This is a genomic window from Pseudarthrobacter sp. MM222, assembly GCF_947090775.1.
Classification (GTDB): domain Bacteria; phylum Actinomycetota; class Actinomycetes; order Actinomycetales; family Micrococcaceae; genus Arthrobacter.
Window position 1 is genome coordinate 3,890,661 of the sequence record NZ_OX352321.1, and the last position, 25,586, is coordinate 3,916,246.

The window sequence follows — 25,586 nt, forward strand, 5'->3', positions numbered from 1 at the left end:
CTCCTTGTCTGCGGCATGCCTTGCCTCTGAGTGAAATGCCTGTGCTGGAACGAATTGGCCGCCTCGCGGCACTTCTTCATTATTTAGTCATTCTATTGTCTGATTCGGACATAAGTAAAGAGCTGTTAATTTCTTCACTGATTTTCCGTGCCCCACGCACAGCGAGCGCTACCGATGTCAGTGTGGGGTTGCAGGCTGTGGCGGTGGGGATGACGCCATTGCCGGCCACGAAGAGGCCGGGGACCTGCCACACCTGGCTGTCCGGCGAACAGACGCTTTCGCCGTCGTCCGTTTCGCCCATGCGCGTGGTGCCCTGGTAGTGCAGCGAGGCACCGGGCGGCATAACGAAGGGACGCTCGTCCAGTGGTTCCCCTACGGCCTTGCCCAGGCGGACAATTTCGTGCTTGGCGCGGTCGAGGACCTCGTGGTCCCGCTCTGTGAGGCGGTAGTGGATGCGCATGGCGGGCATCCCGTACGAGTCACGCGTATCGTCGTCGAACGCTACCCGGTCCTCGCGTTGCAGGTCCTTGGCACAGAACAGGCCCAGCCCCACGATGGAGCCCGGGACAACGGGATCGTCATCGGCGAGGGGAACCGGGGATGCATCCAGCTGCATGATCTGGCCGTGGAAGGGCGCCTCGTCCGTGTAGGGAACCCAGGCCACTCCGCTCTGTTCACTGAGCGCGCCGTTGGCGGCCACCGGCGCGTTCTCAGGTTGGACATCGCGAAGCCTGCTGGCGAACACCACCTGCGCCTGGTCGTTGAGGTAACGGCCCAGGGAGTCGGGCCGGATTCCGGAAGCCCACAGCAGCTGCGGTGTACGCAGGGCGTCCGCTCCCACCACAACGTAACGGGCGGCCACTTGATAGGTTTCACCGCTGCGGCGGTCCTGGACTTCGATGCCGGCAGCAATGCCGTCCTCCACCAGTACACGGGTCACCAGCGATTCATCAAAGAGTTCAACCTGGGGGTTTTCGCGGGTGACGTCCCCCATCACGACGTCGGAACCGGACCAGACCAGGCCGCCATCCTCCCGCCGGTGCACGGCAAGCGGCATGGGCTGGACGCGGAAGTCCGCCTTTCGGCCACTATCCACCACAGCGGCAAGGCGTTCGCGGACCAGGTCCGAGAAGGGGGCGCCGTCGAAGGCGTGGGTAGTGACGCCCAAAAGGCGTTCTGCCTCGTCGAGCAGCTGCTCCAGGTCCAGCAGGAACGGAATGCGCTCCTTGCCGCCCGGGCGCGGGCAGGCAGCGGTCCAGTGGGCGGCCATGCCGCCCACGTTGCTGGACATTGCTGCGACGGGCATCCCGTCTTCGCCGGGGAAGGCGTAGCCGTCCTGCAGCAGGTAGGTTCCGGGCCGGGCCCGCCGCTCTCCGCTCTTGACGGCGCCCGGTGAGTTCACCGTTGCGGCACCTGCACCGGGGCCTTCCGAGGCGCGCTGGGCCAGGCTGCGGCGATCGGGATCTTCGATGTTCTTAACGTGCGCCCCGGGCGGATTGCTGACCGTGGGGCCCACCTCGAACATGGCAATAGTGGCACCGGGTGCTTCCTCGCTGAGGATCCGCGCATAGGCCGATGCTGTGGGGCCGCTGCCGACGATCGCGACGTCAACCGCGGCGGGATACCGGTTCCCCCTCACCGCCCCGCCACCAGTTCCTGGATGCGGCGCACCGACTTTGCCGAGTCGATGGTGGGGTAGTACTCGAGGCCGATAGGTCCGGTGTAGCCGCTATTCTGCAGGTCCGCGAGGCGGGCGGCCCAGTCGATGGATCCCGAGCCCGGTTCCCCGCGGCCCGGGGCGTCGGCGATCTGCACGTACTTGATGAGGTCTCCGGCATTGGCGAGCTCGGCGGCCACATCCTCGCCCTCTACGGTGGAGTGGTAGAGGTCGTAGAGGACGCCGAAGTTGGGCGAGTTGACGCCCTTGGCGATGTAGACGGCCTCCGAGGTCCGGTCCAGCAGGGCTCCGGGGTGGTCAACACGGATGTTTACCGGTTCGAGGACCAGGGTAATGCCGGAGCCCTCTATGTGCGCCACGCCCTTGGTGAAGATCTCGATCAGTTCGTCCAGCTGGTCCTGCCGCTTGCGGCCGCCGAAGCCGGTGCCGCTGCCCACCACGATGCGGGGGCAGCCAAGCTGACGGGCAACCTCGACGCCGGCGTCGAGGCCGGCGTAGAAGGGCTCGTGGTTCTTGGGCGGGATCATGAACTGCATGCGTGGCTCGGCCAGCTGGGCGGTGAGCTGAAGCCCGGTTTCCTCGAGGGCGTCCTTGAGCGCCGGGATGTCCTTGCCGGTGGGACCCCACATTTCCACGGCGTCGAAGCCGGCGGCGGCTGCGGCCCGGACGCGGTCCGCGGCGCTGGCGCCTGCTTCGGCGAAGAGAAGGTCAATGTTGGGTGCGAGCTGGTACATGGAGGTCTCCTGCGAGTCGAATCAATGGGACAGAACGATGGGTTGCAGTGCCGGGGCTGCCGTTTTCGGGCGCACGGAACCAGGGCGGGTACTGCGCGGTGCGTGGTTCGGGGTGAGCGTCAGCCTTTAAGGCCGCCGGAGAAGCCCTGGATGAAGCGTTTCTGCGCAAACAGGAACAGCGCCAGGATGGGGATCATGGACACGATCACGATGGCGAAAATCGAGTTCCACTTGGAAACCAGGGAACCGATGTAGTAGTACATGGCCACCGGCAGTGTCTGGTTGGCGGAGCCGCCCAGGAAGATCAAAGAGGTGAAGAAGTCGTTCCACACGATGAGCCCCGCGAAAATGGTGACGGTACCGGTGGCCGGGGCCATCATGGGGAACACCACCTTGGAGAAGATCTGGGACTTGCTGGCGCCGTCGATCGTGGCAGCTTCCTCATAGTCCGTGCCCAGCCCGCGGAAGAAGTTGGCATAGAGGAAGATCGAGAGCGGCAGGAGCATTCCGGTGTACAGCACGATCAGGCCCCATGCCGAACCCGTAAGACCCATGGCGCGCGCACCCATGTACAGCGGCACTGCACCGAGTTGCCCCGGAAGGATGATGGCGATCAGGAAAAGGTAGTAGGCGCCTTTGCTCCAGCGCCTGGTGCTGCGCGAGATGACGTAGCCCGTGACCGAACCGAGGGCCACAAGCCCCAGGATGCTTCCGGCGGTGATGATGCTGCTGTTGACCAAGCCCATCACCACGTTGGAGTTTCCTTTGGCGGACAGCACAGCCACGAAGTTGCTGAAGTCGGGGCTGGTTGGCGGGGCCAGGGCCGAGGTGGTGAGTAGTTCATTGTCGGGTTTGAGCGCCGTTGTCACCAGGAAGTAGAAGGGTGCGAGGAACAGCAGGGCGAGGCCCCACAGGCCGACTTCGCGGAGCAGGGTGAGCTTTGTGTAGCGGAACATGGCTTAGTCCTCGGGGTTCGAACGCATCAGCCGCTGTTGGATTACGGCGAAGAACAGGATGATGGCGGCCAGCACCAGGGCCAGGGCGGCGCCGCCGCCGAAGTTCCCGAGCGCAAACGCCTGCTTGTAGACCTGCGTGGCCAGCGTTTCGGTGGCTCCGGCCGGCCCGCCGCCGGTCAGCGCCATGATGGGATCGAAGACGCGCAGTCCCTGGACGATTCCCAGCGTCGTGGCGATGGCGACCGCGGGGCGGATCGCGGGAAGGGTCACGTTGCGGAACCGCTGCCACAGGTTGGCGCCGTCAATGGCCGCCGCTTCCTCCACTTCCACGGGTACGCCGGCCAGGCCGGCCATGAAGATGACCATGGCGAACCCGGTGGAAGACCAGACGAGCACCACCAAGACGGTCCAGATGGCCCACTGCGGGTCGGCCAGCCAGGGCTTGGCCTGGTCGCCGGCGCCTATTGCCGTGAGGAATGCGTTGAGCGGACCGTCAAACTCGAAGATGTACTTCCAGATGTAGGCCGTGGCCAGCGGGCTGAGGACTACCGGCATGAAGAAGAGGGTCCGGAGAATGTAGCGCGTCTTGACCACCCGGTTCAGCCCCAGCGCAATGATCAGCCCGGCGATGTTGCCCAGGAGGACCGAGCCGAAGGCCAGGAAGACAGTGTTTGAGAGTGCTCCGAGCTTTGTAGGGTCCTTGAAAATGGTCTCAAAATTTGCCCAGCCCGTGATCTTGAACGAGCCAATGCCCGTCCAGTTGGTAAAGGCGAAGAACCCCCCGACGCCGGTTGCCACGTAGTGGATGGCAAACACCAGTGCAATTCCGGGCAGCGCCCACCACCAGTGTCCGAACTGCATGGCGTGGCCCCGGGGGCGGGCGTTCTGGCCCGCCCCCGGAGTACGCATGCCTCGCCGGGATGCTTCAGCTGCTTCGCTTTTCGGTTGCATCGTCGCAGTCATGGTATTTCCTTGCTGTCCCTTTGAGTGGTCGGAACTTTGATAGTGAGAACGGCTACTGTCCCCAGGCAGCATCCATGGCCTGCAGGACCTGGTCAGGGTTCTTCTGGCCGGTGATGATGCCCTGGACGCCCGTCGCGAGTGCGTCGTAGACGGCGGAGTTGGGCCACTGGATGTTCGGCAGGGGGCCGTACTTCCCGTCCTTGATCAGGTCGCCAACGTTCTTGTAGGCGCCGCTTGCAAAGTCGTACTTGTCCAGCCCGCTGACCGGGAGTGCACCGTCGATCTCGGCGAATGCCTTGGTCTGCTCTGGCTCGGCCGCCCAGTCAAGGAAGGCCTTGGCGGCATCCTTGTTCTTTGAGGCTGCGTTGATCGAGAAGGCGTAGTTTGCGCTGGCGTAAACGTAGCTCTTGTCGGCGCCCTGTTCGGCCGGGAACGCGCGGACGGCGAATTCGGAGCCGGCTGCGGCTGACTGCAGCTGCTTCCAGCTGGGACCGGGGATAAAGCCGGCGACGGCAGAGCCGCTGCCGAGGCCCTTGGTGATGGCGTCAAAGCCGGCGCCTGCGGCACCCTTCTGGAAGCAGCCCGCGTCCTTCAATTTGGCCACGGCCTCCAGGGCGGACTTCCAGCCGTCAGAGCCGGCGAAGGTCACCTCTTTGGCAGCTCGCTTGTCATTCCACTTTGGATCTTCCGCGTACACCCGCGAAGCGGCCAGGGACATCGCCATCAGCCCGGTGTTGGGAGGCGCCGCCCCAGCAAGGGCAAAGAGTGACTTACCGGAGGACTCGAGGGTCCTGCATTGCTGCTCCAGGGAAGCGAAATCGGCGGGGAACTCGCCGGCACCCTTGATAGCCGTTTCATTGGTCACCAGGGCAGCGACAGTAATTTCCGTAGCCTGGCCGTAAACTTTGCCGTCCGCTCCGAAGGTGCTGTCACTTCCCTCGGGAAGCAGCTTCTTGGCGGCCTCATCCAGCGGCTCAAGGAAACCGGCCTGGGACAGCGGCAGGATGCTGCGTCCGGTACCCGCACCGGGAGAAGTAACCACAACGTCCGAGGCGTTCCCCGCCTGCAGCTGCGTGCGAAGCGTCTGGTCGTAGGAGTCATTAGGCTGCGGGTTGAACGTGATCTTCACGTCCGAGTGCGACTTCATGTAGTCCTCGGCCAGCTTCTGGAAGGGACTCTCTATCGTGTTGGAGGTCGCAAACGACAGGGAAAATTCCTTGGCCCCTCCCGCGGCGGCGTTACCGCTGGCGGAGCCGCCACAACCGGTAAGGGCAAGGATTGCGACCGTGGGGACGGCGAGGATGCCGGCCTTGAGGCCTGAAGAACGACGGTGCTGTGTCATATCCAGCCTTTCTGACTTCATTGTCGAAAAATTCGGGGGCAGTGACCCCGGTCACTCACCAGTATGCGGGACATGTGCCGAAAAGACACATAAGTGTTTCCTATAGTGGACATAAGTCCCCTGGAGGCCTGCGGAAGCGGGGGCCGTAGTTGTTCATCCAACAAAATGATGAAACTCTAACGCCATATTTACGACGCTGATACACTGTGCCAACCGATCCCCTCCCAGAGGAAATGTTGCGTCGTGGCGAATCATGCCCTGCTTTCCCGGCTTGACCTGAACCTGCTGATTTCTTTGGACGCGCTGATTACCGAGCGAAGCGTTACCAGGGCGGCCGAGCGGCTCCACCTAAGCCAGCCGGCGCTCAGCGCCTCGCTCGCCCGGCTCCGATCCCACTTTGGGGACCCGATTCTGGCCCGCCGCGGTAATGCTTATGAGCTCACCCCCTTCGCCCTCCGCCTCGCGGAGCACACCACCACCGCGCTGGAGGCCGCACGCCGCGTCTTCGAAAGCCAGGCCACCTGGGAGCCCAGCGAATCTGAGCGTGAGTTCTCCATCTACGGCTCGGATTACGGCTTCACTACCATTGGCCGGGTTGCTTCCGAGCTTGCAGCCGAGCGCGCCCCAGGAGTCCGGTTCCGGTTTATGCTCCACAATCCGATGGTGGTGGAGGACGCGGCCAACCGCCTTCGATCGGTGGACGGTATGGTAATTCCCCATGGATTCCTCACAGGGCTGCCCTACCTGGACCTGTGGAGGGACGGATGGGTGGCCGTGGTCTCCACGTCCAATGAAGCCGTCGGCGAGCAAATCACTATGGAGAACATCGCTGAACTTCCCTGGGTGATGACGTATCAGACCCGCTCAGCCTCAACCTCCGCGGAACGGCAGATCCAGCAGCTGGGCGTTGAGCCACGGGTGGACGTGGTTGTTGAAAGCTTCCAGTCCTTGCCGCATTTTGTGGTTGGAACCAACCGGATCGCGCTCATCCAGGCGGCACTGGTGCCGTTCGCTCTGCGCGTGGGCGGGGTTCGGATCCTGCCGCTGCCCTTCGATGCCACGCCGCTGGTTAATGCCTTGTGGTGGCACCCCGTGCACAACCGCGACTCCGAGCATGAGTGGATGCGGGGCCTCTTCAAAGACGCTGCTGACATCGTGGCAGCCGCCGCAACCAAGGAAGCCCCTTAAACGCCCCGATGCCCGGCCGGCTAAACGGACGGGCACCGAGGCTATGAGGCTTCGGTCTTGCAGGTCAGGCTGATGCCAGCGCCGTCCGCATGCTCTGGCGGATGAGGTCGTGCTGCTGACGGACCAGCAGCAGCGGATCCACCTCACCGAGCTCGGCGAAGGCATGGCCTTCCCACTCGCTGGACCAGTAGCCGCGGTAGCCGCCTTCGACGAATACGCGGACCAGTTCCGGATAGTCGATGGCAGGCTCGTTGCCCCGCTCATCAATATCGTAGAACTTTGCGTGGACGTGCATGATTTGCGACATGATGTCGGCCCACTCCTTCGGGCTGACGTGGCCGTGCATGTTGAAGGCCAGGTGTGCGAAGGACCCAAGCCGTGCAGGATCAAAGTCGCGTCCCCGCAGGTAGGCAATGAACTCCTCCTGCCGCACCCGCATCGGGGCCTCAGTGCCCCAGATAGCCTGCAGCCTTTCCACAGCTTCATCGTCCAGACCGGCACGGCGAACCGCGCGCAGGAGCGTGGGAGACATGCTGTGCATGGTTGAGGAGAAGTCAGCCACGAAGCCCAACAGCGGTGAATCAAGCTCAGCGTAGACGTCGCGGACCTTCATGATCTCCGGCGAGTTGGGCCCCAGCGGTGCATGGATCTCGTAGGCAAGTTTGAGTTCGAGGTCCTCGGCGAGCGGCAGCAGCCGGCGAAGCAGCTCCGGCTTCGCACTCTGGATGCGGACGAGCGGGAACCCGAGCTTCTTGGCGCCGCGGAAGAGTGTGTGCGTGAACTCGTATTCCTCATCCGGGGTCATGTCGCGGTCACGGCGGCGTCCCATGTCCAGGTTGGCGCCGAAAGAGCTGGCGGTGAAGCCGTGTTTGTCGAAGGCCTCCTGCCACGAGCGCACGAAGTCGTCAGTCACGTTGGGGTAAGTAGGCAGGACCTGCGATGCCACAATCTCGATCCCGGGGCCGATACCCAGCTCGGCCACGCGGTTCAGCAGACCGTCGAAGTCGTACCAGCCGGCCCGGAATTCGGCACTTGCCGAGTACAGGGTGAGCCCCAGCGAGAACGGATCGTCCTCCGCTTTCGCCGGCGGCGGCGTGACCGCCGTCGTCAGTTCCGGTGCCACCGCAGCCCTGTCCGTGACAGTCAGCTCCAGTGCCTGGTTCACGAAGTTGGGAACGTACACGCCGGGACCGCCGTCCTGGCCGGGAGCAATCTGCATGTACGGCAGGCGCAGCTCACCGATGAGCCGGACGGTGTGCTGCTCGCCCAAGGCAACAGGGCTCTCCGTCTTGGCGATAAGCAAGGGATGTTCCTGGAGGTACCAGAGCGTTTCGCTTTGAGCGGGCAGGTCCGGAAGCGCATAGCGGACACCCCCCAGTTCCAGGGACAAGTCCTCGGCGGGGATTTCGTTGCCGTCGACGGTGAGTCGCAGGCTGGAGACCGAGGAGAGCCACAGGCTCCGGTACCACGGCAGAGTCAGGGCAAGCGCGAGGCCGTCGGGGTGGGTGCGGAGGCTGGCATCGTCAAGAAGTCCGTTGGGCATTGTTGTTCTCTTTACTGGGAATTGGGATGGGTCAGGTAAGTTCGCCGGTGATGCGGCGGATCAGGGCGTGTTGGCGCCGCACTTGCTCAATGGCGCGCCATGGCGTGCGTTCGCCTTCATATTCACTGGAGAGATAACCGGTGTAGCCGGATTCCTTGAGGGCCTTGAGGACGGGCAGCCAGGGAATCTGTCCGTCTTCCAGTTGCTCGTTGATGTCGTGGAACTTCGCTTGGACGAACACCACGTACTTGGCGATATCGGCGAAGTCGGCGGGGTCGACGCCGATGCCGTCGAGGAAGGCGGGCCGGGTCTCGCGGGTCTCACCTTCGCGCAGCGGGATGGGCCGGTCCTGGAAGATTCCGGTGTCGATGAGCAGGCCGAAATTCTTGGTTCCGGTCCGTTCGATGAGGGAGATGTAGTCCTCGACGACGGGGTGTCTGATGGGCGTCGGCGAATGGATCTCCGGGCAGATGATGATCCCCAGCTCGTGGGCCAGATCAAGGGAGCGCTCCACGGACTCGGTCCAGATGGGGTCCGGGACCAGATCGCTGGACACCACGCCGATCTTGGGGCGCACGAACCCGAACCCCAGCCGGTTGGCCAGGCGCAGGTCCCGCTGCAGGGCCTCCGCACCCTCCACCACCGTCATGGTCCGTCCCGGGTGGAGGCGCGTGTCTATCCAGGAGCCGTAGTTGGTGGGCTCCAGGGAGTACTTCTCGAGGAGTCCGAACCAGTTATCAATCCAGGCGGGGGACGGTTCCGGATAGTTGGGGATGTGCCCCTCCCCCAGAATCTCGACGCCGGTAGCGCCGACGTCCGCGACCGACGCCAGGGCCGTTTCCAGGTCCATGACCGTGCCGTAGTCGCCCATGAAGCTATACAGGGAAACGCCGTAGCGGAAGGAGCCTTCGCCGCCTTCGGGCGACAACGTCACTTTGCGGCTGGTCCGGTACACGCTGGGCTGGTGCTCCAGCGGGATATAGGACATGCGCAGCCGCAACTCGATGGAGAGTTCGTGGACGCCCTGCGGCAGGCCGCCGTCGAGGGGGACGGTCACCACGGCCGCCTCCTCCAGGGGCCAGCGCACCCCGTCGCTCTCCCAGAGCTGCCGCAGGGTGTAGGTCCGCCCGCCGAAGGTCCAGAGCGGAACTTCGGGCCCGACGTCGACGATGTCGACAATGTCGCCGATGCGAACGGCGATGCCATCGATGAGGGACGCGGCCATGCCCCGGTAGGAAGGCATCCGGACCCGGAACTGAAAGCCGGTTACACGTCCGCCATCCGTTACGTTGCGGAAGCCGACGGACTGGATGAGGTCTCTTTCGAGAAGCATCATTGCTCACTCTCTCTAGGTGCAGAATCCAGAGTAGCAAGCATTCCGTCGCTTTCACACCTAAGTAGGCACGTAACCGGCAAAACTCGCAAGCACTTATCCAGTCCGCGGCCGTTAAGTACTCCCGCTGCCTACAGCGTCGACCCGATACGGTTCAGCCCGCCATCGCGCGGGTGGTTAGGCTGGGTGGATGGCGACAGTTATTCTCGTGCGGCACGGCCGCACCACAGCCAATGCCACTGGGCTGCTGGCCGGTCGGGCCGTCGGCGTCAGCCTGGACCAGACCGGGCGCGACCAGGCGGCTCTGACCGGAGACCGGCTCGCGGCCGTGCCCGTAGTCGGGGTGGTGTCGAGCCCTCTTGAGCGTTGCCAGCAGACCGCCCAGCTCATCCTCGATCGCCAGACTGGCACGCCGTACGCACCCGTCGAGCTCGATCTCACCGAGTGCGATTACGGCCAGTGGCAGGGCCGCACGCTCAGTGATCTCGCGACCGAGGATTTGTGGCCGGTTGTGCAGTCCCAACCGTCCGCCGTCGTCTTCCCCGGCGGTGAATCCATGGCCGCGATGCAGGCTCGGGCGGTGGCAGCGATTCGACGCCACGATGCTGTCTTCGAAGCCGAGTACGGGCCACATGCCGTGTGGGTGGCGGTGAGTCACGGTGACATCATCAAGTCAATCCTCGCCGACGCGCTCGGCATGCACCTTGACCTGTTCCAGCGTATTAACGTTGGCCCCGCCTCCGTATCGATCGTGCGCTACGGCGCCGGTCGGCCGAGCGTCTACGCGACCAACACCGACGCGGGTGATCTGTCGTGGCTGTCGAACGGCATCCACTCTGGCGATGCGCCGGTGGGCGGCGGTGCAGGGCAAAGGGCGCCATGAACCTCATGTGCCTAAAATACTGACATGCCTACACGTGTTCACGAGTTTGCCTGGCCTGATCGGGTCGTCGTTGGCACCATCGGCCTTCCGGGGGCGCGGACGTTCTACCTGCAGGTCCGCGCCGGGACGCAGATCGTGAGTGTTGCCCTGGAGAAGCAGCAGTCTGCTCTGCTCGCGGAGAAGATCGACGAAATTCTCGACCAGCTCATCACCGTCGAGGGCAACCCCTTCAGCGTTCCCACGAGTACTCCCATTGAACTTGTCGACAATGACCAGCTCGAGGCCGTTCAGGAGCAGTTTCGCGCCGGCGCCATGAGCTTAGGTTGGGACCCAACCACGGCCCAGGTCGTAATAGAGGCCTACCCCATCACCGATGTCGATGCTGATGACAACGACGAGTCGCTTGATGAGGACGGCGCTAACGAGCCCGAAATGCTGCTGGTGCGAATGCCGGTCGGCACCGCCCGCGCATTCGCCAAGCGCACCCGTGAGATCGTGGGCGCCGGGCGTCCGACGTGCCCGCTCTGCGGTTACCCCATAGATGCCGACGGGCACATCTGCACCCTTCCCGAGGTCTGATGCCAGCGCCGGACCTAGTGACCGCCGAGCTGACGCTCACCGGCCGGATCACGACGGCTTCAAACGCTACATTCCTGGGCAGCATCGGCGACGTGATGGTCGTTTATAAGCCGATAGCAGGCGAAAGTCCGCTGTGGGATTTTCCCCACGGCACCCTGGCTCACCGGGAGGTGGCCGCCTACCAGGTCTCGCAGGTCTTCGGCGGGGACGTCGTACCGCACACCTGGCTGCGCGATGGTCCGATGGGCGAAGGAATGGTGCAGCTCTGGCAGGAGCAAGACCCCGCCCAAAGCGCCGTGGACCTGGTCGCGACGGAACACGTGCCGGAGACGGGCTGGAAACACGTTCTCGAGGGACGAGATGAGAACGGACGAATGGTCGCCCTCATTCACGAAGACTCGCCAGCCCTCAGACGCATGGCGGTGTTCGACATCGTCGTCAACAACGCCGACCGCAAAGGCGACCACATTCTTGCCATGACGGACGGACACCGGCACGGCGTGGACCATGGGCTCACCTTTCACCGTGACCACAAGCTGCGCACGGTGCTGTGGGGATGGCTGGGAGACGCTCTGACCGCCGAGGAACGCGACGGCATCGATCGTGTCAGCGAAGGACTGCACGGTGGGCTGGGCCGTGACCTGGCGGACTTGCTCAGCGCCGAAGAAATCGCAGCGCTCGCCGCGCGCTGCGCCCGGCTGCGCTTGGCAGGGCGGTTTCCGGCTCCGAGCGGTGAGTTGTCGGCGGTGCCCTGGCCCCTGTTCTAAGGGAATTACGGCTACGGGCTTTCGCACGCTGGGTCACGTTGATGGCATGGGCCCTAAGGTAGCGACGGAGCCCATCATTCCTGTCCGCGAGCTCGGCTGCCGATTTTCCTAGGAGCCAGGATCGAGGAGGCCGTTCCGATGTAGACGCCCAGTGCGTAGGCAAGAATGGGCATGTGCCCCCTATTCCTGATGCCCACCTGGCAGCATTCAATCGCCTGATGCTCCGGGCGCGGCAACTCTTCGGTGCTGCCGTTACGGAGGAACTGATCGCCCCGGATACCTATCGACTACCCAGCTTCCGGGTGGGCGATCTGTCTGTGATCGGTGAACAGTGGCTGGTGGTCGCAATTTCACCCGGCCCGTATCCACATGTTTACCCCTGGCGGTGGGAGTTTGACTGGGACTCCGATGTTGATGAGGCGATCGCTTTGCTCGAGAGATATCAGGAAAGGTTCTTGCTGGCTCCCAGTGTTGGGGATGTTTTCGCGGCCCGACTTATCGCGCTGGTGGGAAGCGATGGTGAGATCGATGTGGCAACGGAGCAGCCAGAGTTTGATCTGAGCCTGACGGTGCGGCCGCGGCGTTCCGGTTCAATACCGCTCAAGGTCCACATCATCAGCGGCCATCTCATCGTCGTCGAAAGCCACCACCTGGGGTGGTGGACTTTCGGGGGCGACTTCTGGTCCGATGGCAGTGCTGAAGCGTGGAAAGTGATCGAGCAGTTAGTCGTTAGGGGCGGTATCGTTCGCAGCAGACGTCGGTCCTCGCAACTTCTAACTCCTGACGGTGACGTCGTCAGCGGACCGCATCGCGACGGCGTGCGCACCCGGCGCGCTCAGGATCTGTACTACCCGCCGTACCGCTAGCACGCGAGGGTCCGAGTCGAACCGCGGGATCTCGATACTGCTGTTGCCACAGGAAACGACCCGGTCCGGAAGGAGAGCACCGATGAATACGTGCAGGCTCAGGGCACGGACGACTGATACTTTTGCACCGGCCCGGAACGGACTAAATCCGGTCGAGCGACTGAAGTGACCGGCTCCGCGCCGGCGGGAACCCACCCGGTGGAGCCGGTCTTCCCCGGGGACAGCAGAGGCAAACGAGCCGGACGACGCCGGGAACTCCCCCGGCGTCGTCCGCTTCCGTTAGGCGCCGCTCCCCTACAGCGCGGACCAGCCGCCGTCGGAGGCGAGGATGGCGCCGTTGATGTTGGTGCGGTCGTCGCTGAGCTGGAAAGTGATGGAGGCGGCGAGGTGCGCCGCGGTAACGCCTCAAACCGACCTCGACGGTTATTTCGCTAAATTGGCACAGCGCTGCGCTACGGTTGGCAGCACGATCAATTCATAGGGGGACAATTGGAGTTTGCAGAAAAGCTTTCAGCGTTGGCAGCAAAGGTGCGCCAACAGCGAGGGGTGATCCAAACGGAGGAAGCAACAAAGAATGCCTTTGTCATGCCCTTCATCTCGACAATTCTTGGCTATGACGTCTTCAACCCCATGGAAGTGGTTCCCGAGTTCATCGCGGATGTCGGGCTCAAGAAGGGCGAGAAGATCGACTACGCGATCGTCAAGGACGGCGAGGTCCAGATCCTGATCGAGTGCAAGAAGTCCACGGAACCAGTGAAAATCGAGCACGCATCCCAGCTCTTCCGGTACTTCGCCGTGACCAACGCCAGGATCGCAATCCTTACCAACGGTGAGGTGTACCAGTTCTTCACGGACCTCGACGCTCCCAACCGCATGGACGCCAAGCCCTTCCTCGTGCTCGATCTCGGCGACATCGACGAGTCCCTCATTCCGGAACTGCAGAAACTGTCCAAAGACGTCTTTGATCTCGACTCGATCATCAGCGCGGCCGGCGAACTGAAATACATCGGTGAACTCAAGAGGACCTTGGCGGCACAGTTCAAGGAGCCGGAGGACGAGTGGATCAAGTTCCTGACCGGCCGCGTCTACCCCGGTCCCTACACACAGAAAGTCCGTGAGCAGTTCACCTCGTTGGTAACCAAGGCGTCCAAACAGTTCCTGAACGACCAGGTGAACGAGCGCCTGAAGAAAGCCCTTGGCGCCCCGAGTTTTCCGCAGAATGACGACGCAGCCGCGGCTGCCAGCGTCACCAGTGCGCCCGTGGCGGAAGCGGATCTGGCTGAGGCGGACGGCCTGGAGACGACGCTGGAGGAAATTGAGGGGTATCAGATCGTCCGCGCCATCGTCTGCAGCGAGGTCAAGCCGGCTCGCGTGGTTCAGAGGGATGCCAAGTCCTACTTCGCGGTGCTGCTGGACGACAACAACCGCAAGCCAATCGCGCGTCTGCACTTCAACCGCACGCAGAAGTACATCGGCATCTTCGACGAAAGCAAAGAAGAGACGCGGGTGCCCATCAGCTCACTGGAAGAGATCTACGAGCACACGGAAGCCCTCCGCGCGAGCGTAAAGAGCTACCTCTAAACGCTACCGCTCCTTGGCCCGGCACCTGCGCACTCTGGGAATTTTCCTCAGCCTGGGCGAATAAGGACGACGGAGGACCTTCCGCCGTCGTCCGCTTGCGTTGGGTGCCGCTCCTTTGCCGCGGGACCAGCCCTCGCCGAGTGCCGGGATTCCTGCACTCCTCCGACGCGCTCGCCCCGGCCGACTTCTCTACCTCGGAGCGCGACTGTGGCGCAACGCGATCACAAGGTGGTCGGCGAATGGATCGACGACGACTGTTCCGAGGCGGATGCGACACGGCCTTGTGGTTTTCGCTGCCTGTCGTGGACCACAATCCGTGCTGCACTGATCCGAACGTCCGGGGCCGCCGTCGAGCGATCCGGCGTCGCAGCACATCACCCACCCGGTGTCGCGGTCAACTGGACTGGCCGAGGCTGACGACGAGGTTGATCGCCACTGCGACCACGAAGGTGCCGAAGAAGTAGGAGAGCAAAGCGTGCCCCAGGGCGATCCTGCGGGAGGGAGTGGATGACTCGTTCACGTTGCTCGCGTTGTATGCCATGCCGACAGAGAATGCTGCGTAGGCGAAGTCGCTGTACGACGGGTCCTCGTCCTGGTTGAAGCGGAAGCGATGGCGGTCGTCGTGGTAGTACATCCGAGCGTATTTGAACGCGTAAACAGTGTTGACGAGAGCCCAGGCGACCACCACGCCGAGAGCCGCCAGGATCGCCGCGGCCACGCCGATAGTGTCCTTCTGCTGGCTGCGGATCAATGCAAAGACGACCGCCACGAGACTGACGAATGTCGCGCCAATGATGAGGGAGTCAACGAGCCGTCGAGACCGACCTTCCTGGACGGCGAGTTCTCCCGTAGCCTCTGGACCAGCGGGCCACGCCTTAGTCCACGCCCAGACCATGAAGACGCAGCCGGCGACAGCCCATCCGACCAAGGGCGCGAGTTCGGGAGCACCGAGCAACGCCGGAACGAGTGCGATAACGAGGCCGATAACGGCCGAGACTAGCGCCTTGCGATCTAAGTGCGACATTGAAGAAGTTTCCCTCCAGCCTCGATTGACCATGAAGGGGTCCGTTGGCCTGCCGCCTGGGTCAGAGCGAATCTAAACATCACGGCATATCTCAGGACCTACGGACGCCTTTGTGTGCACAAGGAACCGGGCGGTTCACTGCCCCCGATTGTACGCGGACATGCCCGGGTCCTTCATGATGATTTCAATGAGTAAGTGATGGGCTCGCAATCCGCTTGGAGGACCAGAGCGATCCGAGAGGTTACCGGATGCCCCGGGAACTTGTGGGTTCCCTTGCGCCACGCGATCCGGTGCCCAACTGGATCGTCAGCACTTCGGGAGCGGAGAGAGCACGTCTCCCCCTCCCGCCCAACGGTCACAGGCGCTCTGTAGCGCCATCCCCTCCGCCAGCCAGACTCCACGCAACCAGAAGCAGGTTCACACCAGCAGACGACGGCGGGACTTCCCGCCGTCGTCCGCTTGCCTGGGGCGCCGCTACCCAACAGTGCCGACCAGTCGCCGTCGGAGGCAGGGATGGCGCCGTTGATGTTGGTGCCGTCGTCGCTGAGCAGGAAGGTGATGGAGGCGGCGAGCTGCGCAGCGGTGGCCGGCGTGGGGACGGTGGCCTGCATCAGCGGGCCGAGGCGTTCCGCCGCGAGCTGGGATCCCCAGTTGGCCACGATGTTGGTGATAGAGGGGCCGGGCGCCACGGCTTTGAAGCGCAGGCCCTGGACCCGTACATCACGGACGAGTTCTTGGTCAGGCCGACGACGGCGTGCCGGGAGTCTGGATCGCATCTCCCGTTGCCCTGACTCCCTCACGCCCGAGCGACGTTCCGCCGGCCACTGACCCGCTTCCGCCGGAAGCCTCCAAGTCAGCTGATCTCGCCAGCGGGGACTACTGGAAAACTCAGAAGATACGGAATAGGTTCCTACCGACCCTTTCACGGTGGCCCTTGGCGTGGCACACGTGATCTGGAAGGGTGGAGGAATGACCTTCTACATCGAATACAGCATCCCCACGGAAGGACAAGAGGGAGCGGAGATCCCTGTCAGTGACCAGGAGTCCGGGTACACGGTTCCATTAACCGAAACAGATGCTCCGGTGGTTCGGGTGAACCAGCTTCCGGCCAGAAGTTCCGTGACCGGAGCGGACCTGGACGGAGCCAAGACCGCTGCCGAATTGGTCCTCAGCCACAGCAAGGCCAAAGAGGCCAAGTTGTTCGAAGACGAAGAGGGCCGCCTGGAGTCCGGCAGTGGCAAGCTCACCTCCGTCTTCAACGAGGGTGAAGGATGGACGGACGTCTGAGCGGGCAGCTTCCTAGTGCTTGGGGCCGGTTGACAACCCCTGGCAGCGCTCTGGCCTTTCGCCGCGATCCGGTATACGAAGATTGACGCCCCAGTGCGCTTCAGCTCGCACTGGGGCGTCAACGCCGACGAGAAGTAGGTTCCCTCGCCCGCCGCGGTGGACGTGGACGTCACCGCACCAGCGAATCGACTGGTGACACCGACCGATTAAATCCCTGGCAGCACTCAGCCGACGGCCACTCCCGCGGCGACTCTCAGGTCACGCCGGCTCGGGACATGGGCCGCGTTGCGTCCGGCGATGCGTCCGGAAACCATGGCCCAGCCGATGTGCAGCGCGTGGTTGAGCAGTTGGAGGCCGCTCTCGGATTTTGAGCCCGGGCTCTACCGGCGGGAACGCGCCGCCTACCTGCTCAGCGAGTCCCTGGCGTGGGGAATCGTGCCTTTGACGGTCATTCGCGATGATGCCCCCTGGGGATCGGTTCGCTGCAGTGGTTCATCGAGTGCGACTTCCAGGAGCATTACTTCACCCTGCACGAGGACGCCCCCGAGACCCACCGCGAACTTGCCCTAATCGCCCTGTTCGACTACATCGCCAACAACACGGACCGTAAAAGCGGCCACGTCCTGCGCGGCGACTACGGACGGGTGTGGGGCATCGACCACGGCCTCTGCTTCTCAGCCAGCTTCAAACTGCGCACCGTGATCTGGGACTTCGCCGGCGATCCCATCCCCGATGCCCTGCTCGAAGACATCGCACCGCTTGCAGCTGACGCGCCTCAAGAGGTGGCCGCTCTCCTCGATGTCGAAGAGGCCGCCGCCCTGCAGCACCGCGTCCGGCGCCTGCTGCACACACGCGTGCTGCCGGTTGACCCCACCGGCAGGCGTTACCCCTGGCCGCTGGTGTAAGGGCGAGGGGACACCGGTTCCATGTGCCGCCCACGCCAATAATGGACCGCATGTCGGGGCGAGTACCGGAAGCGCTGGGTGCCGAGTTATCTTCCGAGTACGAGTGCAACTTTAGGCATCAACCCGCACATTTAAGCCCACATCGCCTCCCTGCCGGCGCAAAGCACGCGTCTCAAAGGGCTGAGCGACACCGAACCTGCCGGCCTGCTGCAGGTGAGCGCCGACGTCGACAGCGTCTCCGGCACGCCCCCGGCGCCCGACGATCTCGACACGATCGAGGTTCCCGCAGGCACGTGGGCGGCGTTCCGCACCGAGGATGAATACCCTGCCGCGCTGCACTTGGGCCGCGACCGTGACCGATTGATTTTCTCGTCAAGCAGCTCGAGCTTCCGCGCGAGATCAATGCCTGCAGATTACTGGGGCATGACCAAGTCGCCTTCGGGCACGTGTGTATGGACACCTCGGGATCCAGACTAGCCACAACACCTGTCAGCGATTCTCGGCTTCCCAAGCGTGACCGTCTTCGTTCTCGATGAGACCGTAGGGCGGGTCATCGGGGCTCTGCGAGTACCGGACGACGATGTGCTGATCGGCCACAGACGGCGGTTGGTTATCGACGAAAATAATCTGCGCGCCGGGATGCTTGGCGAGCCAACTCACGACGTGGCGGTAGATATTCTCCACGATGTTGCGGCTGCGAGCGGTGATGAGCAGGCCGATTTCGGCACCACCATCGTCCGCGCCGGGATCCGGCGTAGTCGGGGCAGTGACAGCTCCGGGGACGAGGTTCTTCTGGGGGCTGTCGACGATGACGAATCCGGGATGACCCGAACCCTGCTCGAACGCCAACTCGAAGAGCGCGAGTTCCCAGGCGAGTGCGATGAGCGTCATGGCCCCAGAAGAACCCACCTTGTCATAGCGGCGCCCGCGAACGAACGGCACAAGGTTCCTGTCAACGTGCACGAGATTAACCTTCGGATAGCCGAAGTCTTCAAGGATGTTGAACAGGCGTTCGCCGATGCGGGCGAGGGTCGTGTCGCGAGGCGTCGCATTCTTCAGGTATCGCGCCTTGCGCGCTCTCGCTTCCTTGAGGGCGGCTGACGTCTGCAGGAGTTCCACTTCCTTTTGCTGCAGCTGCAGCAGCATCTGCCGTGCTCGAAGCATCGTCGCGAGCTCCACGCGAGTGTCACCGAGTGACTGTTGGATTTCGTCGCGTTGCATCAAGAAGGGCGATATAATTTCGCCGGAGATCCGGTCGAGCGCTGATTGCGCCTCTCGTACCGCTGCGTTCGCGGCGCCCAGGTTCCTCCGAAGCTTGTCGCCCTCTGCGCGCACTTCCAGGGCGAACTCGAGGAGCTGGTTCAGGCGGCGCACAAGACTTCGTCGTTCCGTGCTGAGGTCGGGAACGCTCTGGCCATTGGTGACGTCTGCGGTCAGGTGGGAGTGGCACAGTGAGCACTGGTTCCCGACGACCGTGGGCGGTGATTGGAGCTTGCTCTGGCATGCCGGGCATGTCACCACGGTGAGCGAGTCGAAGAGGTTCAGCGATTCAGCGACGAGATCTAGTCGTCGGATCTCGTCGGCATACTGAGCGCGGAGAGGTTCAAGCCGCCGCGCAAGGGTGTCCCGGTCTCGCAACTCAGTCTGGATGCGCTGTGCTTGCTTCTCGCTCCGGGCGTAGTTCGCACGTAGCTCGGCGGTGAAGTCGCCGCGGGCGGAGATGTTGCCGTCGATGGCCCGCTTCTGTGCGTTAAGCTCAGCTACCCGGATTCTGAGCCGGTCCGACTCGCGGTCGATCTCCTCGATGGTGGTGAACCCAGCATCTGTCATGAACGTCCGAAGCGTCTGGACAGCTCGCGCGAGCTCCCGTTCCTCCGCGCCGAGTTCTTCCACGGCGCGGGACAGCGTCGACTGCTCGTTGTCCGAGACGCCGAACAGGATATTCACGACCTGGTTGAGCTTGATGGAACGGTGCGGTTGTCTTTCGTACGCGAGGTCGCCGTTGTCGAGCCTTCGATTGGTGAGAAACCAGAGCGGCTGGAGGTCTCTGAAACTCAGTGCGCTGGTTTTCGAGTCTGCCTGAGACGGCGACTGGTCCAGGCGGAGTCCGCTGAGACCACACAGCTGCAGGAGATAGTGGGAAAGAGAGCCGGCGTCGGCGGGGTCGGAAGTGAAGGACCGAACTGGTGTGCCAGACATCGTGTCGAGGTTACCGGTGTAAAGGTAGGCACTCGTTGTCTTCGTGCCAAGCGCTCTCTCGACGACGTACTGTGCGGGGTTAGCCTCGCCCGGTCCCGTGACGTCGATGGCAAGCTGAGCGGATCGTACGTTCGCCATCACCTCATCATGTTCAGGATGCTCTTTCGCGCCAAGGCACCAGTCGACGAATTCCAGCACGGTGGTCTTACCAGTGCTGATCTCGCCGGCGATAATCGACAGCGGCCGGACCAGTTCCTCGTCGCGTGGGTCCGTGAAGTCGACGCGGTACGAGTGATTTGGGCCGACCAAGCGGAGCGCTCGTATATTGAAGGCGGGGAGATTCGTCATGGGGGTTGTCGTTTCCTAGAAGAGCATGTAGCGCGATGCGAACCCGGAGGCTTCAGCCCCGAACTCGTCGATTGTCGGACTGTCGATGAGGTCAAAGAGCATCGGGTCCACCCGAAGCCATGTTTCGAGGTGCTCTCGCATCTTCGGCGAAGACAGCTTCATCACGAGAGGAGCGACGGTCGCGACACTGAGCCGGTATGCGTCGGCGTACACGGAGCTTAGACTGTCCGCTGATTGCTGTCCCAGTGCGGTAACGGTGAAGACTCTCTGTCCCTCGTGTACGGTGAGTCGCACAAGCCCGAAAGCGACCAGTTGGGCGATGTCCGAAGTCACTCGTTCCCGCCGAGAAACGAAGCGCTGGCTCGGCGAGGCGTAGGTGATGGAGTGGCGGCCAAATCCTTGCAGCCGTAACTCATTAGAGGCGGGAGAATCCGTGTCCAACACGAGGTACGGGTTCGCCGATAGGAACTCAATCACCGAAAGCCGCTCGAGATCCAGCTTGCTCTCCTGGGCTTGTGCGCCCACCAGGACGAGAATGATCTGGGCCATCCGAAAAGCGGGTACGGACTCCGCGCGCAGCGTCGAAGCTGCGTTGTTGTTGGGGTCAACCTGGGCGCTCACGGTTCCTCCTCCATTCCTTCCTCGTTGTTTGGGCTGGAAGCGCTGTTCGGGGCCCGTGCAAGGTGGACTTTGGCGACATCACGCCAGTCCCGAACCCATCCCGCGCGGCCATTGTCCACGGCTTGATGGAGCAGGCCAACGCCGTGGAGGACGTGCGCTCGGAGGCTCGCGGCCTCCTGCGCGTGATTTGTCTCGATTCCTCCGAGTACCTCGCCATACAGTTGCGGGAAGCGCCGGTCCCCCGACATCTGACATGCCGTGTTGAAGGCTGTCGACCAGGTCGATGAAACCCGTACACGCCATGTCGAGAGCGCCGAGACTTCGAGCTGGATACCCTTGTCGGTGACCTCGCGCTCCAAGATCTCGGCGTTGAAGAACGCCTCTCGGGCAGCGAAAGTCTCTGGCAATCCGGCTTCGTCCATCTGACGCACGAAGAGAGCGCCGTCGTACTTGGTGTTGTCGACAAGTTCCTCCAGTCCCCGTGGCTCTTCGGGGTCAGCGGTTGTCGGCGGCAGCGTAAACAAAGGCGAGAAGTAGTGGTTCCGAACGTCCGCCGCAGCCGATGCCTGGAGTCGTCGCCGCAGCCGCCCTGCGGTCTCAAGGCTCACCGTGAGGGTGTCCGCCTTGGACATTCGCTTTTTCCACCCTTCCCACCAGGTGAGCATCGGACCATCCAGTTCGCAGGGGATGCAGAGCGTCCAGGACGCGATGTTGTAGCCGTTCTCCTGGGCAGCCTTCTGGGCCGAACTGTACGAGTCTCGAACATCGCCCTGCTGGGTCTTAGCGAACCCGTCGATAAAGTACTTCGACTGCCAGATATGGACTTCACCTTCTTTTCCGAGATCGCCGACGTAGGCGTCGATGCCCCAATCGCCCGGGTTCGCTTGAACCTCCTGGACATCGGGATGAACGATCCCGACAATGTCTGCAATAAGTCGTTCGAACGCGTCGCGAGCACCCGCGGGGCCAGCGAATCGCGTTTCAAGGAACCGGAAGTCGATGTCGCCGGAGCCCACCACAGCAATTTGATCTGACAACCAGCCCCCCAAGCCCCGTTCGAAAGCATCAGCATATCCATAACCCATGCGACCGCATATTCTGCGGTGGTGCTTACGCCGACCCTCTCATCGCCACCGAACTCACAGATCAGTCTGTATGTCGGGTCGAAAATCGGGGCTGTGTCGTAGAAGCGCGGCGGAAATTGAAATCAGGTTCCGCCCGTCTCCGTTTCGTTGTTCCTCAAAGTCGTGCACCACAAGGCACAAGTGGCGCCAAGTACATTCCTGCGCTGCCTGTGCGTCAAGCACCCAAACAGGAAGGACTGAAGACTCAATCGCGGCGCTCGACAAAAATGAGTGCCGTATTTCTAGCTCCGGGTGAAATTTCAACGGTGCAACCTGATCTCCCCAGAATTCCAGGTGCTCGAGTGCGGCAGAGAGAAAACTTCTACACCAGTCCGTCCTCGCTCGTACGAGCAAGCGGCATCAACTTGAGCGAGCGGAGAGCCAGGAAGCGGTTCACGGGTCTGCCTCATAAAGTCCGCCATCATCCGGGCAAAATGAGCGACGGCGGCCCACCTCTCCAAGGCACTCCTCCGCAGCTCAACACAATTACCCTTCATCGCGCGTCGTTAGGCGGAACGTTGGCTAGAACATCAGCCGCTTGGCCCGCATCAAGTACCCAACGCTGACCATGAGGGTGGTGCGGGTACTTCTCGCGGAGATAGGCCCGCACGACGCGGCCCGGCCGAGTTTCCTCGGTGTAGCCCAGCTTGTACTCGAGTTCAATGGGTGTATAGGTGGTCATGGCATGAGTCTAGTAACGGCGCGTTGGAGCATCCATAATTGCGGCATATGCAGGAGCGTCAAGCAACGGAAATGCCCGCCTCACTCCCCCTTGAACGGCTCGCCAGTCACCTCATCGATCTTGGAGCCGGCGGTGACCAGCTGCACGGAACTCCTTCGAACCGTTCGCGTTGGTGCGCTCACCAATGGCGAAGTACGCCGACTTCTGGTCGAAATTCACATGATGGTAGAAGGAAGCGATGCTGGCTTAACGCTCGGCGGGAACGCGGCCGCCGTCGGCGCCCCTCCCGCCGTTGGTGACCGCGCCAATGGTGCGCAAAGCGCTCGAAGACGGCGTCCATGTGCTCCGACTCGTACCGCTGCAGCCGCCCACCACACCGAGGCCGCATTCGCCCACGAACTCCTCGTGCGCGGTGGCGATTCCGGTGGGCGAGAGCGGATAGTGCGCGTCGCTGGCACGAAGGACGGGCAGGCCGGCGGTGGGCATGCAGACGATCGCCACAGAGGACTGCTTGGACAGGTGGCGGAGGTGTTCGCTAATCTCGTCCGGTCCCGTGGCGCAGTTCAGCCCGATGGCGTCGACGCCGAGCGGATCGACCGCGGTGAGCGCGGCGCCGATCTCGGGTCCCATCAGCACCTTTCTGGTGGTTGCGACGGTCACCTCGACGAAAATGGGGAGCCGGATGCCGCGGTTCGCGATGGCCTGCTTGCAGCCGTTGACGGCGGCTTTGGTCTGCAGGACGTCCTGGCTGGTTTCGATGAGAAATGCGTCCGCTCTCCGCCGATGAGGCCCTCGGCCCGCAGGGCGAAGGTCTGCTTGAAGTAGTCGTAGCTGGTGTGGCCGAGACTGGGGAGCTTGGTGCCCGGACCCATCGAGCCCAAAACCCACCGCATCCGGCCGTCTTCTTTCTGCCGCCTCGGCGCGCTCACGGGCGATCTCCGTGCCCTTCCGAAGCTCTTCGATCCGGTCGTCGATGCCGTGTCGGAAAGGTTGGACCAGTTCGCGCCGAAGGTGTTGGTTTCGACCGCGTCGATTCCCACGGCGAAGTACGCGTCATGGATGTCCGCGAGGACATGAGCTCACGTGGCGGTAAGGATCTGGTTGCAGCCTTCCAGCTCCAGGAAGTCGGCCTCGAGCGGCAGGTCCCGGCCCTGCGGCATGGTGCCCATCGCCCCATCGGCAAATCACGACCCGGTAGTAGACCGCACCCAGCAGCTCCTGCGAACGGACGGGGCGGGGGACGGAGTCGATATCAAGCGCAAAACGAGGCGTCTAAACAGACTACGGGCGGGGCCTAACATTGCGTCGTGTTTCCGTATACTACGACGATGGGTGGATCTGAGACCTTCCGGGGAGGTCTACACGACCGAATACCAATGGGCCTTATGTAAAGTAGAAGTGATCAATTTCAGAATCTGCAAATACCGGGGACCAGTGAACGATCCCCTTAGAACCAGCGCATAATCCCCTCTCCCCATGGCGCGGCAGAAGCCCAACTACTCCGCTGTGTTCCCGCCGGACCCAGGGCACGACAGGATCCAACTGACCGGCTGCGCACAATCGCCAGGTCAGCCCTATCGGGGTTGTACCACAGCTAGCCAACGAATTATGCACAACACTTGTTCGCGCAGAAGCGACACCAACTCCGTCACAGGCTAATTGCTTAGTCCCGACACTGATTAGATATAGAGAATATGAAGGAATCCGAGTTTAGCGCCCATCGTCTGTGGCGGATCGTTCAGGACGTCATCACTCTCACCGATGCGCCCGAACACGAACGAAGCCTGGACACCCTGGAAGCGATCCAGACAACTCGTTGGATTGCTCAGCAGGTCCAAGCCTTCAGCGCCTTCGATCCTAGGTTCTACTCGATGAGGCAGATCGACGAGGCTGCGGCACTCTGGCAGGACGTGTATTCGCATCTGATCGAGTACAGAGAGTCCCCGATGCACGAGTATGTGCTGATGGCACTATCTGCGGCCGAGAGGTGTTTTGAACAGATGGGCGCCTGGCACCGCCCGCCCATGTCCAGCAATGCTCTGTCAAAACAAGCAAAGCAGGAGTACTCCAGCTTGCGTAAAGAGTCTGAGCATGTCATTTCGGAGCTTCGCAGGCAGCTTGAGTTTGAGCAAACCAATGCAAGTAGGAGGGCAGCGGAAACCGCTGGTTCTATTGAGATGTTGGAGAGTGCGGCTAAAATAGCACATCAGGACCTCAAGAATGTGCAGGAGCAGCTCCGCGTCGAGAAACAGCGGCTGGAGGAGGCCTTTACAAACCACGATGAAATCTTCCGCAGGGCCCAGGCAAGTCGAGATTCTGAGTTCACAAAATGGATCAAGAACCAGCTGGATTCACTATCGAACCAGACAGAGCCTTTTCTTGAAGATCTGCAAAACCAAAAGGACTCAGGCGAGGAGACTCTGAAAGAAATCCGCAGCCTCGGTGATCAGACAAAGGTCGCCGCAGGACAGACTACAGGTCACATCTTGGCCGAAAAGTTTGAGTCTTCATCCCAATCAGAGCTGGATTCTGGAAATCGCACATTTTGGATCGGTATTGGGGTAGCGCTAGCAGGAGTCGCCTGGCTGGTAATCGTAGCCATTCTGACTTTCGGCGACAGATCTGACTTCAACTGGAACTGGCTCGGTCTAAAAATATCGTTGGCTGTGGCACTCGGAGGTGTGGCTACCATCCTGATTAGAAAGGGACAGCAGGCACTTACAAGCGCGCGGACCTACAAGCGAACCGAGCTTGAACTTAGATCTATTGGCCCGTTCCTATCGGACATTGGCAACAAGGCGATGGCCGAGGAAGCAAAAGTTGACTTTTTGAAGCGAACTTTTGGTAGGTCAGAGGGAAACGGCAGCAACGACAATTCGGAGGCTGCCTTCGGGGCTAAGGCCCTTGACGTTCTCAGTACGGTTGTAGAGCGCTTACCCAAGGCTTAGAGCGAGCCGGACTCTGAAGGTAGCGCATGATCCTT

23 protein-coding genes and 2 pseudogenes are annotated in these 25,586 nt (G+C 62.4%); 9 read left to right on the forward strand and 16 right to left on the reverse strand.

Going from position 1 to position 25,586, the window contains the following annotated elements; translation table 11 throughout:
* Window positions 1–79: 79 nt before the first annotated feature.
* From OM977_RS17830 to OM977_RS17850, 5 genes are all read right to left on the reverse strand, one after another.
* A complete protein-coding gene (locus tag OM977_RS17830) occupies window positions 80–1,639 on the reverse strand; it encodes a GMC oxidoreductase (protein WP_264355216.1) in 1,560 nt (519 codons plus the stop codon).
* Complete coding sequence (locus OM977_RS17835) at window positions 1,636–2,412, reverse strand: sugar phosphate isomerase/epimerase (RefSeq protein WP_264355217.1); 777 nt, start codon at window positions 2,410–2,412, stop codon at window positions 1,636–1,638. The genes OM977_RS17830 and OM977_RS17835 overlap by 4 nt, the downstream gene beginning before the upstream one ends.
* 119 nt (window positions 2,413–2,531) lie before the next feature.
* Entirely contained in the window at window positions 2,532–3,368 is an 837-nt protein-coding gene (locus OM977_RS17840; RefSeq protein ID WP_264355218.1) for a carbohydrate ABC transporter permease, read from the reverse strand.
* 3 nt (window positions 3,369–3,371) lie between these two features.
* Entirely contained in the window at window positions 3,372–4,331 is a 960-nt protein-coding gene (locus OM977_RS17845; RefSeq protein WP_264355219.1) for a carbohydrate ABC transporter permease, read from the reverse strand.
* A gap of 52 nt (window positions 4,332–4,383) precedes the next feature.
* Entirely contained in the window at window positions 4,384–5,673 is a 1,290-nt protein-coding gene (locus tag OM977_RS17850; protein WP_264355220.1) for an ABC transporter substrate-binding protein, read from the reverse strand.
* 243 nt (window positions 5,674–5,916) lie between these two features.
* Here OM977_RS17850 and OM977_RS17855 point away from each other — a divergent pair, with 243 nt between their 5' ends.
* Window positions 5,917–6,861, forward strand: a complete 945-nt coding sequence (locus OM977_RS17855; RefSeq protein ID WP_264355221.1) for a LysR family transcriptional regulator — start codon at window positions 5,917–5,919, stop codon at window positions 6,859–6,861.
* A 64-nt stretch (window positions 6,862–6,925) separates the two neighbouring features.
* Here the strand turns inward: OM977_RS17855 and OM977_RS17860 are convergent, their stop codons facing one another.
* Window positions 6,926–8,404: a C-glycoside deglycosidase beta subunit domain-containing protein gene (locus tag OM977_RS17860; protein ID WP_264355222.1), complete on the reverse strand. Its 1,479-nt coding sequence runs from the start codon at window positions 8,402–8,404 to the stop codon at window positions 6,926–6,928.
* Window positions 8,405–8,435: 31 nt separating this feature from the next.
* A complete protein-coding gene (locus OM977_RS17865; protein ID WP_264357466.1) occupies window positions 8,436–9,737 on the reverse strand; it encodes a sugar phosphate isomerase/epimerase in 1,302 nt (433 codons plus the stop codon).
* 190 nt (window positions 9,738–9,927) lie between these two features.
* On the opposite strand from OM977_RS17865, the gene OM977_RS17870 reads away from it, so the two are divergent.
* From OM977_RS17870 to OM977_RS17885, 4 genes are all read left to right on the forward strand, one after another.
* The gene (locus OM977_RS17870; RefSeq protein WP_264355223.1) at window positions 9,928–10,620 is read left to right on the forward strand and encodes an MSMEG_4193 family putative phosphomutase; all 693 of its coding nucleotides are present in this window, start codon (window positions 9,928–9,930) and stop codon (window positions 10,618–10,620) included.
* A gap of 24 nt (window positions 10,621–10,644) precedes the next feature.
* Window positions 10,645–11,199 (forward strand): DUF3090 domain-containing protein, encoded by a 555-nt coding sequence (locus OM977_RS17875; protein WP_264355224.1) that lies wholly within the window; start codon window positions 10,645–10,647, stop codon window positions 11,197–11,199.
* A complete protein-coding gene (locus OM977_RS17880) occupies window positions 11,199–11,966 on the forward strand; it encodes an SCO1664 family protein (protein ID WP_264355225.1) in 768 nt (255 codons plus the stop codon). Before OM977_RS17875 ends, OM977_RS17880 begins: the two co-directional genes overlap by 1 nt.
* A 173-nt stretch (window positions 11,967–12,139) precedes the next feature.
* Entirely contained in the window at window positions 12,140–12,832 is a 693-nt protein-coding gene (locus OM977_RS17885) for a hypothetical protein (RefSeq protein WP_264355226.1), read from the forward strand.
* Between the two features lie 294 nt (window positions 12,833–13,126).
* Here OM977_RS17885 and OM977_RS17890 read toward each other — a convergent pair.
* Window positions 13,127–13,231, reverse strand: a pseudogene (locus tag OM977_RS17890) (short-chain dehydrogenase); the annotation flags it as partial.
* Window positions 13,232–13,321: 90 nt separating this feature from the next.
* Between OM977_RS17890 and OM977_RS17895 the strand changes: the two are divergent.
* Window positions 13,322–14,413 carry a type I restriction endonuclease gene (locus OM977_RS17895; protein ID WP_264355227.1) on the forward strand — a complete coding sequence of 364 codons (1,092 nt, stop codon included), beginning with the start codon at window positions 13,322–13,324 and terminating at the stop codon, window positions 14,411–14,413.
* Between the two features lie 394 nt (window positions 14,414–14,807).
* Here the strand turns inward: OM977_RS17895 and OM977_RS17900 are convergent, their stop codons facing one another.
* On the reverse strand, window positions 14,808–15,437 hold the full coding sequence (locus tag OM977_RS17900) for a DUF1345 domain-containing protein (protein ID WP_264355228.1): 630 nt from the start codon (window positions 15,435–15,437) through the stop codon (window positions 14,808–14,810).
* A 173-nt stretch (window positions 15,438–15,610) separates the two neighbouring features.
* The gene (locus OM977_RS17905; protein ID WP_264355229.1) at window positions 15,611–16,213 is read right to left on the reverse strand and encodes a hypothetical protein; all 603 of its coding nucleotides are present in this window, start codon (window positions 16,211–16,213) and stop codon (window positions 15,611–15,613) included.
* Between the two features lie 193 nt (window positions 16,214–16,406).
* Here OM977_RS17905 and OM977_RS17910 point away from each other — a divergent pair, with 193 nt between their 5' ends.
* On the forward strand, window positions 16,407–16,724 hold the full coding sequence (locus OM977_RS17910; RefSeq protein ID WP_264355230.1) for a hypothetical protein: 318 nt from the start codon (window positions 16,407–16,409) through the stop codon (window positions 16,722–16,724).
* Window positions 16,725–17,075: 351 nt separating this feature from the next.
* Window positions 17,076–17,629, forward strand: a pseudogene (locus OM977_RS17915) (SCO1664 family protein); the annotation flags it as partial.
* A gap of 489 nt (window positions 17,630–18,118) precedes the next feature.
* On the opposite strand, the gene OM977_RS17925 reads toward OM977_RS17915, so the two are convergent.
* From OM977_RS17925 to OM977_RS19780, 6 genes are all read right to left on the reverse strand, one after another.
* Complete coding sequence (locus OM977_RS17925; protein WP_264355231.1) at window positions 18,119–20,176, reverse strand: hypothetical protein; 2,058 nt, start codon at window positions 20,174–20,176, stop codon at window positions 18,119–18,121.
* Window positions 20,177–20,191: 15 nt separating this feature from the next.
* Entirely contained in the window at window positions 20,192–20,797 is a 606-nt protein-coding gene (locus tag OM977_RS17930) for a hypothetical protein (protein ID WP_264355232.1), read from the reverse strand.
* Window positions 20,794–21,882, reverse strand: coding sequence for a hypothetical protein (locus OM977_RS17935; RefSeq protein ID WP_264355233.1), 1,089 nt, complete (start codon window positions 21,880–21,882; stop codon window positions 20,794–20,796). Before OM977_RS17935 ends, OM977_RS17930 begins: the two co-directional genes overlap by 4 nt.
* A gap of 532 nt (window positions 21,883–22,414) precedes the next feature.
* Window positions 22,415–22,603, reverse strand: coding sequence for a hypothetical protein (locus OM977_RS17940; RefSeq protein WP_264355234.1), 189 nt, complete (start codon window positions 22,601–22,603; stop codon window positions 22,415–22,417).
* Window positions 22,604–22,849: 246 nt separating this feature from the next.
* Window positions 22,850–23,362 carry a homocysteine S-methyltransferase family protein gene (locus OM977_RS17945; RefSeq protein WP_442960735.1) on the reverse strand — a complete coding sequence of 171 codons (513 nt, stop codon included), beginning with the start codon at window positions 23,360–23,362 and terminating at the stop codon, window positions 22,850–22,852.
* The gene (locus OM977_RS19780; RefSeq protein WP_442960667.1) at window positions 23,260–23,643 is read right to left on the reverse strand and encodes a homocysteine S-methyltransferase family protein; all 384 of its coding nucleotides are present in this window, start codon (window positions 23,641–23,643) and stop codon (window positions 23,260–23,262) included. Before OM977_RS19780 ends, OM977_RS17945 begins: the two co-directional genes overlap by 103 nt.
* 654 nt (window positions 23,644–24,297) lie before the next feature.
* Here OM977_RS19780 and OM977_RS17950 point away from each other — a divergent pair.
* Window positions 24,298–25,551 (forward strand): hypothetical protein, encoded by a 1,254-nt coding sequence (locus OM977_RS17950; RefSeq protein ID WP_264355235.1) that lies wholly within the window; start codon window positions 24,298–24,300, stop codon window positions 25,549–25,551.
* Window positions 25,552–25,586 lie beyond the last annotated feature (35 nt).

Bases quoted from the DNA above. Each gene is read 5' to 3' on its own strand.
- OM977_RS17835 (WP_264355217.1), bottom strand. From the start codon at position 2,412: ATGTACCAGCTCGCACCCAACATTGACCTTCTCTTCGCCGAAGCAGGC.
- OM977_RS17840 (WP_264355218.1), bottom strand. From the start codon at position 3,368: ATGTTCCGCTACACAAAGCTCACCCTGCTCCGCGAAGTCGGCCTGTGG.
- OM977_RS17845 (WP_264355219.1), bottom strand. From the start codon at position 4,331: ATGACTGCGACGATGCAACCGAAAAGCGAAGCAGCTGAAGCATCCCGG.
- OM977_RS17850 (WP_264355220.1), bottom strand. From the start codon at position 5,673: ATGACACAGCACCGTCGTTCTTCAGGCCTCAAGGCCGGCATCCTCGCC.
- OM977_RS17860 (WP_264355222.1), bottom strand. From the start codon at position 8,404: ATGCCCAACGGACTTCTTGACGATGCCAGCCTCCGCACCCACCCCGAC.
- OM977_RS17865 (WP_264357466.1), bottom strand. From the start codon at position 9,737: ATGCTTCTCGAAAGAGACCTCATCCAGTCCGTCGGCTTCCGCAACGTA.
- OM977_RS17870 (WP_264355223.1), top strand. From the start codon at position 9,928: ATGGCGACAGTTATTCTCGTGCGGCACGGCCGCACCACAGCCAATGCC.
- OM977_RS17875 (WP_264355224.1), top strand. From the start codon at position 10,645: ATGCCTACACGTGTTCACGAGTTTGCCTGGCCTGATCGGGTCGTCGTT.
- OM977_RS17880 (WP_264355225.1), top strand. From the start codon at position 11,199: ATGCCAGCGCCGGACCTAGTGACCGCCGAGCTGACGCTCACCGGCCGG.
- OM977_RS17900 (WP_264355228.1), bottom strand. From the start codon at position 15,437: ATGTCGCACTTAGATCGCAAGGCGCTAGTCTCGGCCGTTATCGGCCTC.
- OM977_RS17905 (WP_264355229.1), bottom strand. From the start codon at position 16,213: ATGCGATCCAGACTCCCGGCACGCCGTCGTCGGCCTGACCAAGAACTC.
- OM977_RS17910 (WP_264355230.1), top strand. From the start codon at position 16,407: ATGACCTTCTACATCGAATACAGCATCCCCACGGAAGGACAAGAGGGA.
- OM977_RS17925 (WP_264355231.1), bottom strand. From the start codon at position 20,176: ATGACGAATCTCCCCGCCTTCAATATACGAGCGCTCCGCTTGGTCGGC.
- OM977_RS17935 (WP_264355233.1), bottom strand. From the start codon at position 21,882: ATGGGTTATGGATATGCTGATGCTTTCGAACGGGGCTTGGGGGGCTGG.
- OM977_RS17940 (WP_264355234.1), bottom strand. From the start codon at position 22,603: ATGACCACCTATACACCCATTGAACTCGAGTACAAGCTGGGCTACACC.
- OM977_RS17950 (WP_264355235.1), top strand. From the start codon at position 24,298: ATGAAGGAATCCGAGTTTAGCGCCCATCGTCTGTGGCGGATCGTTCAG.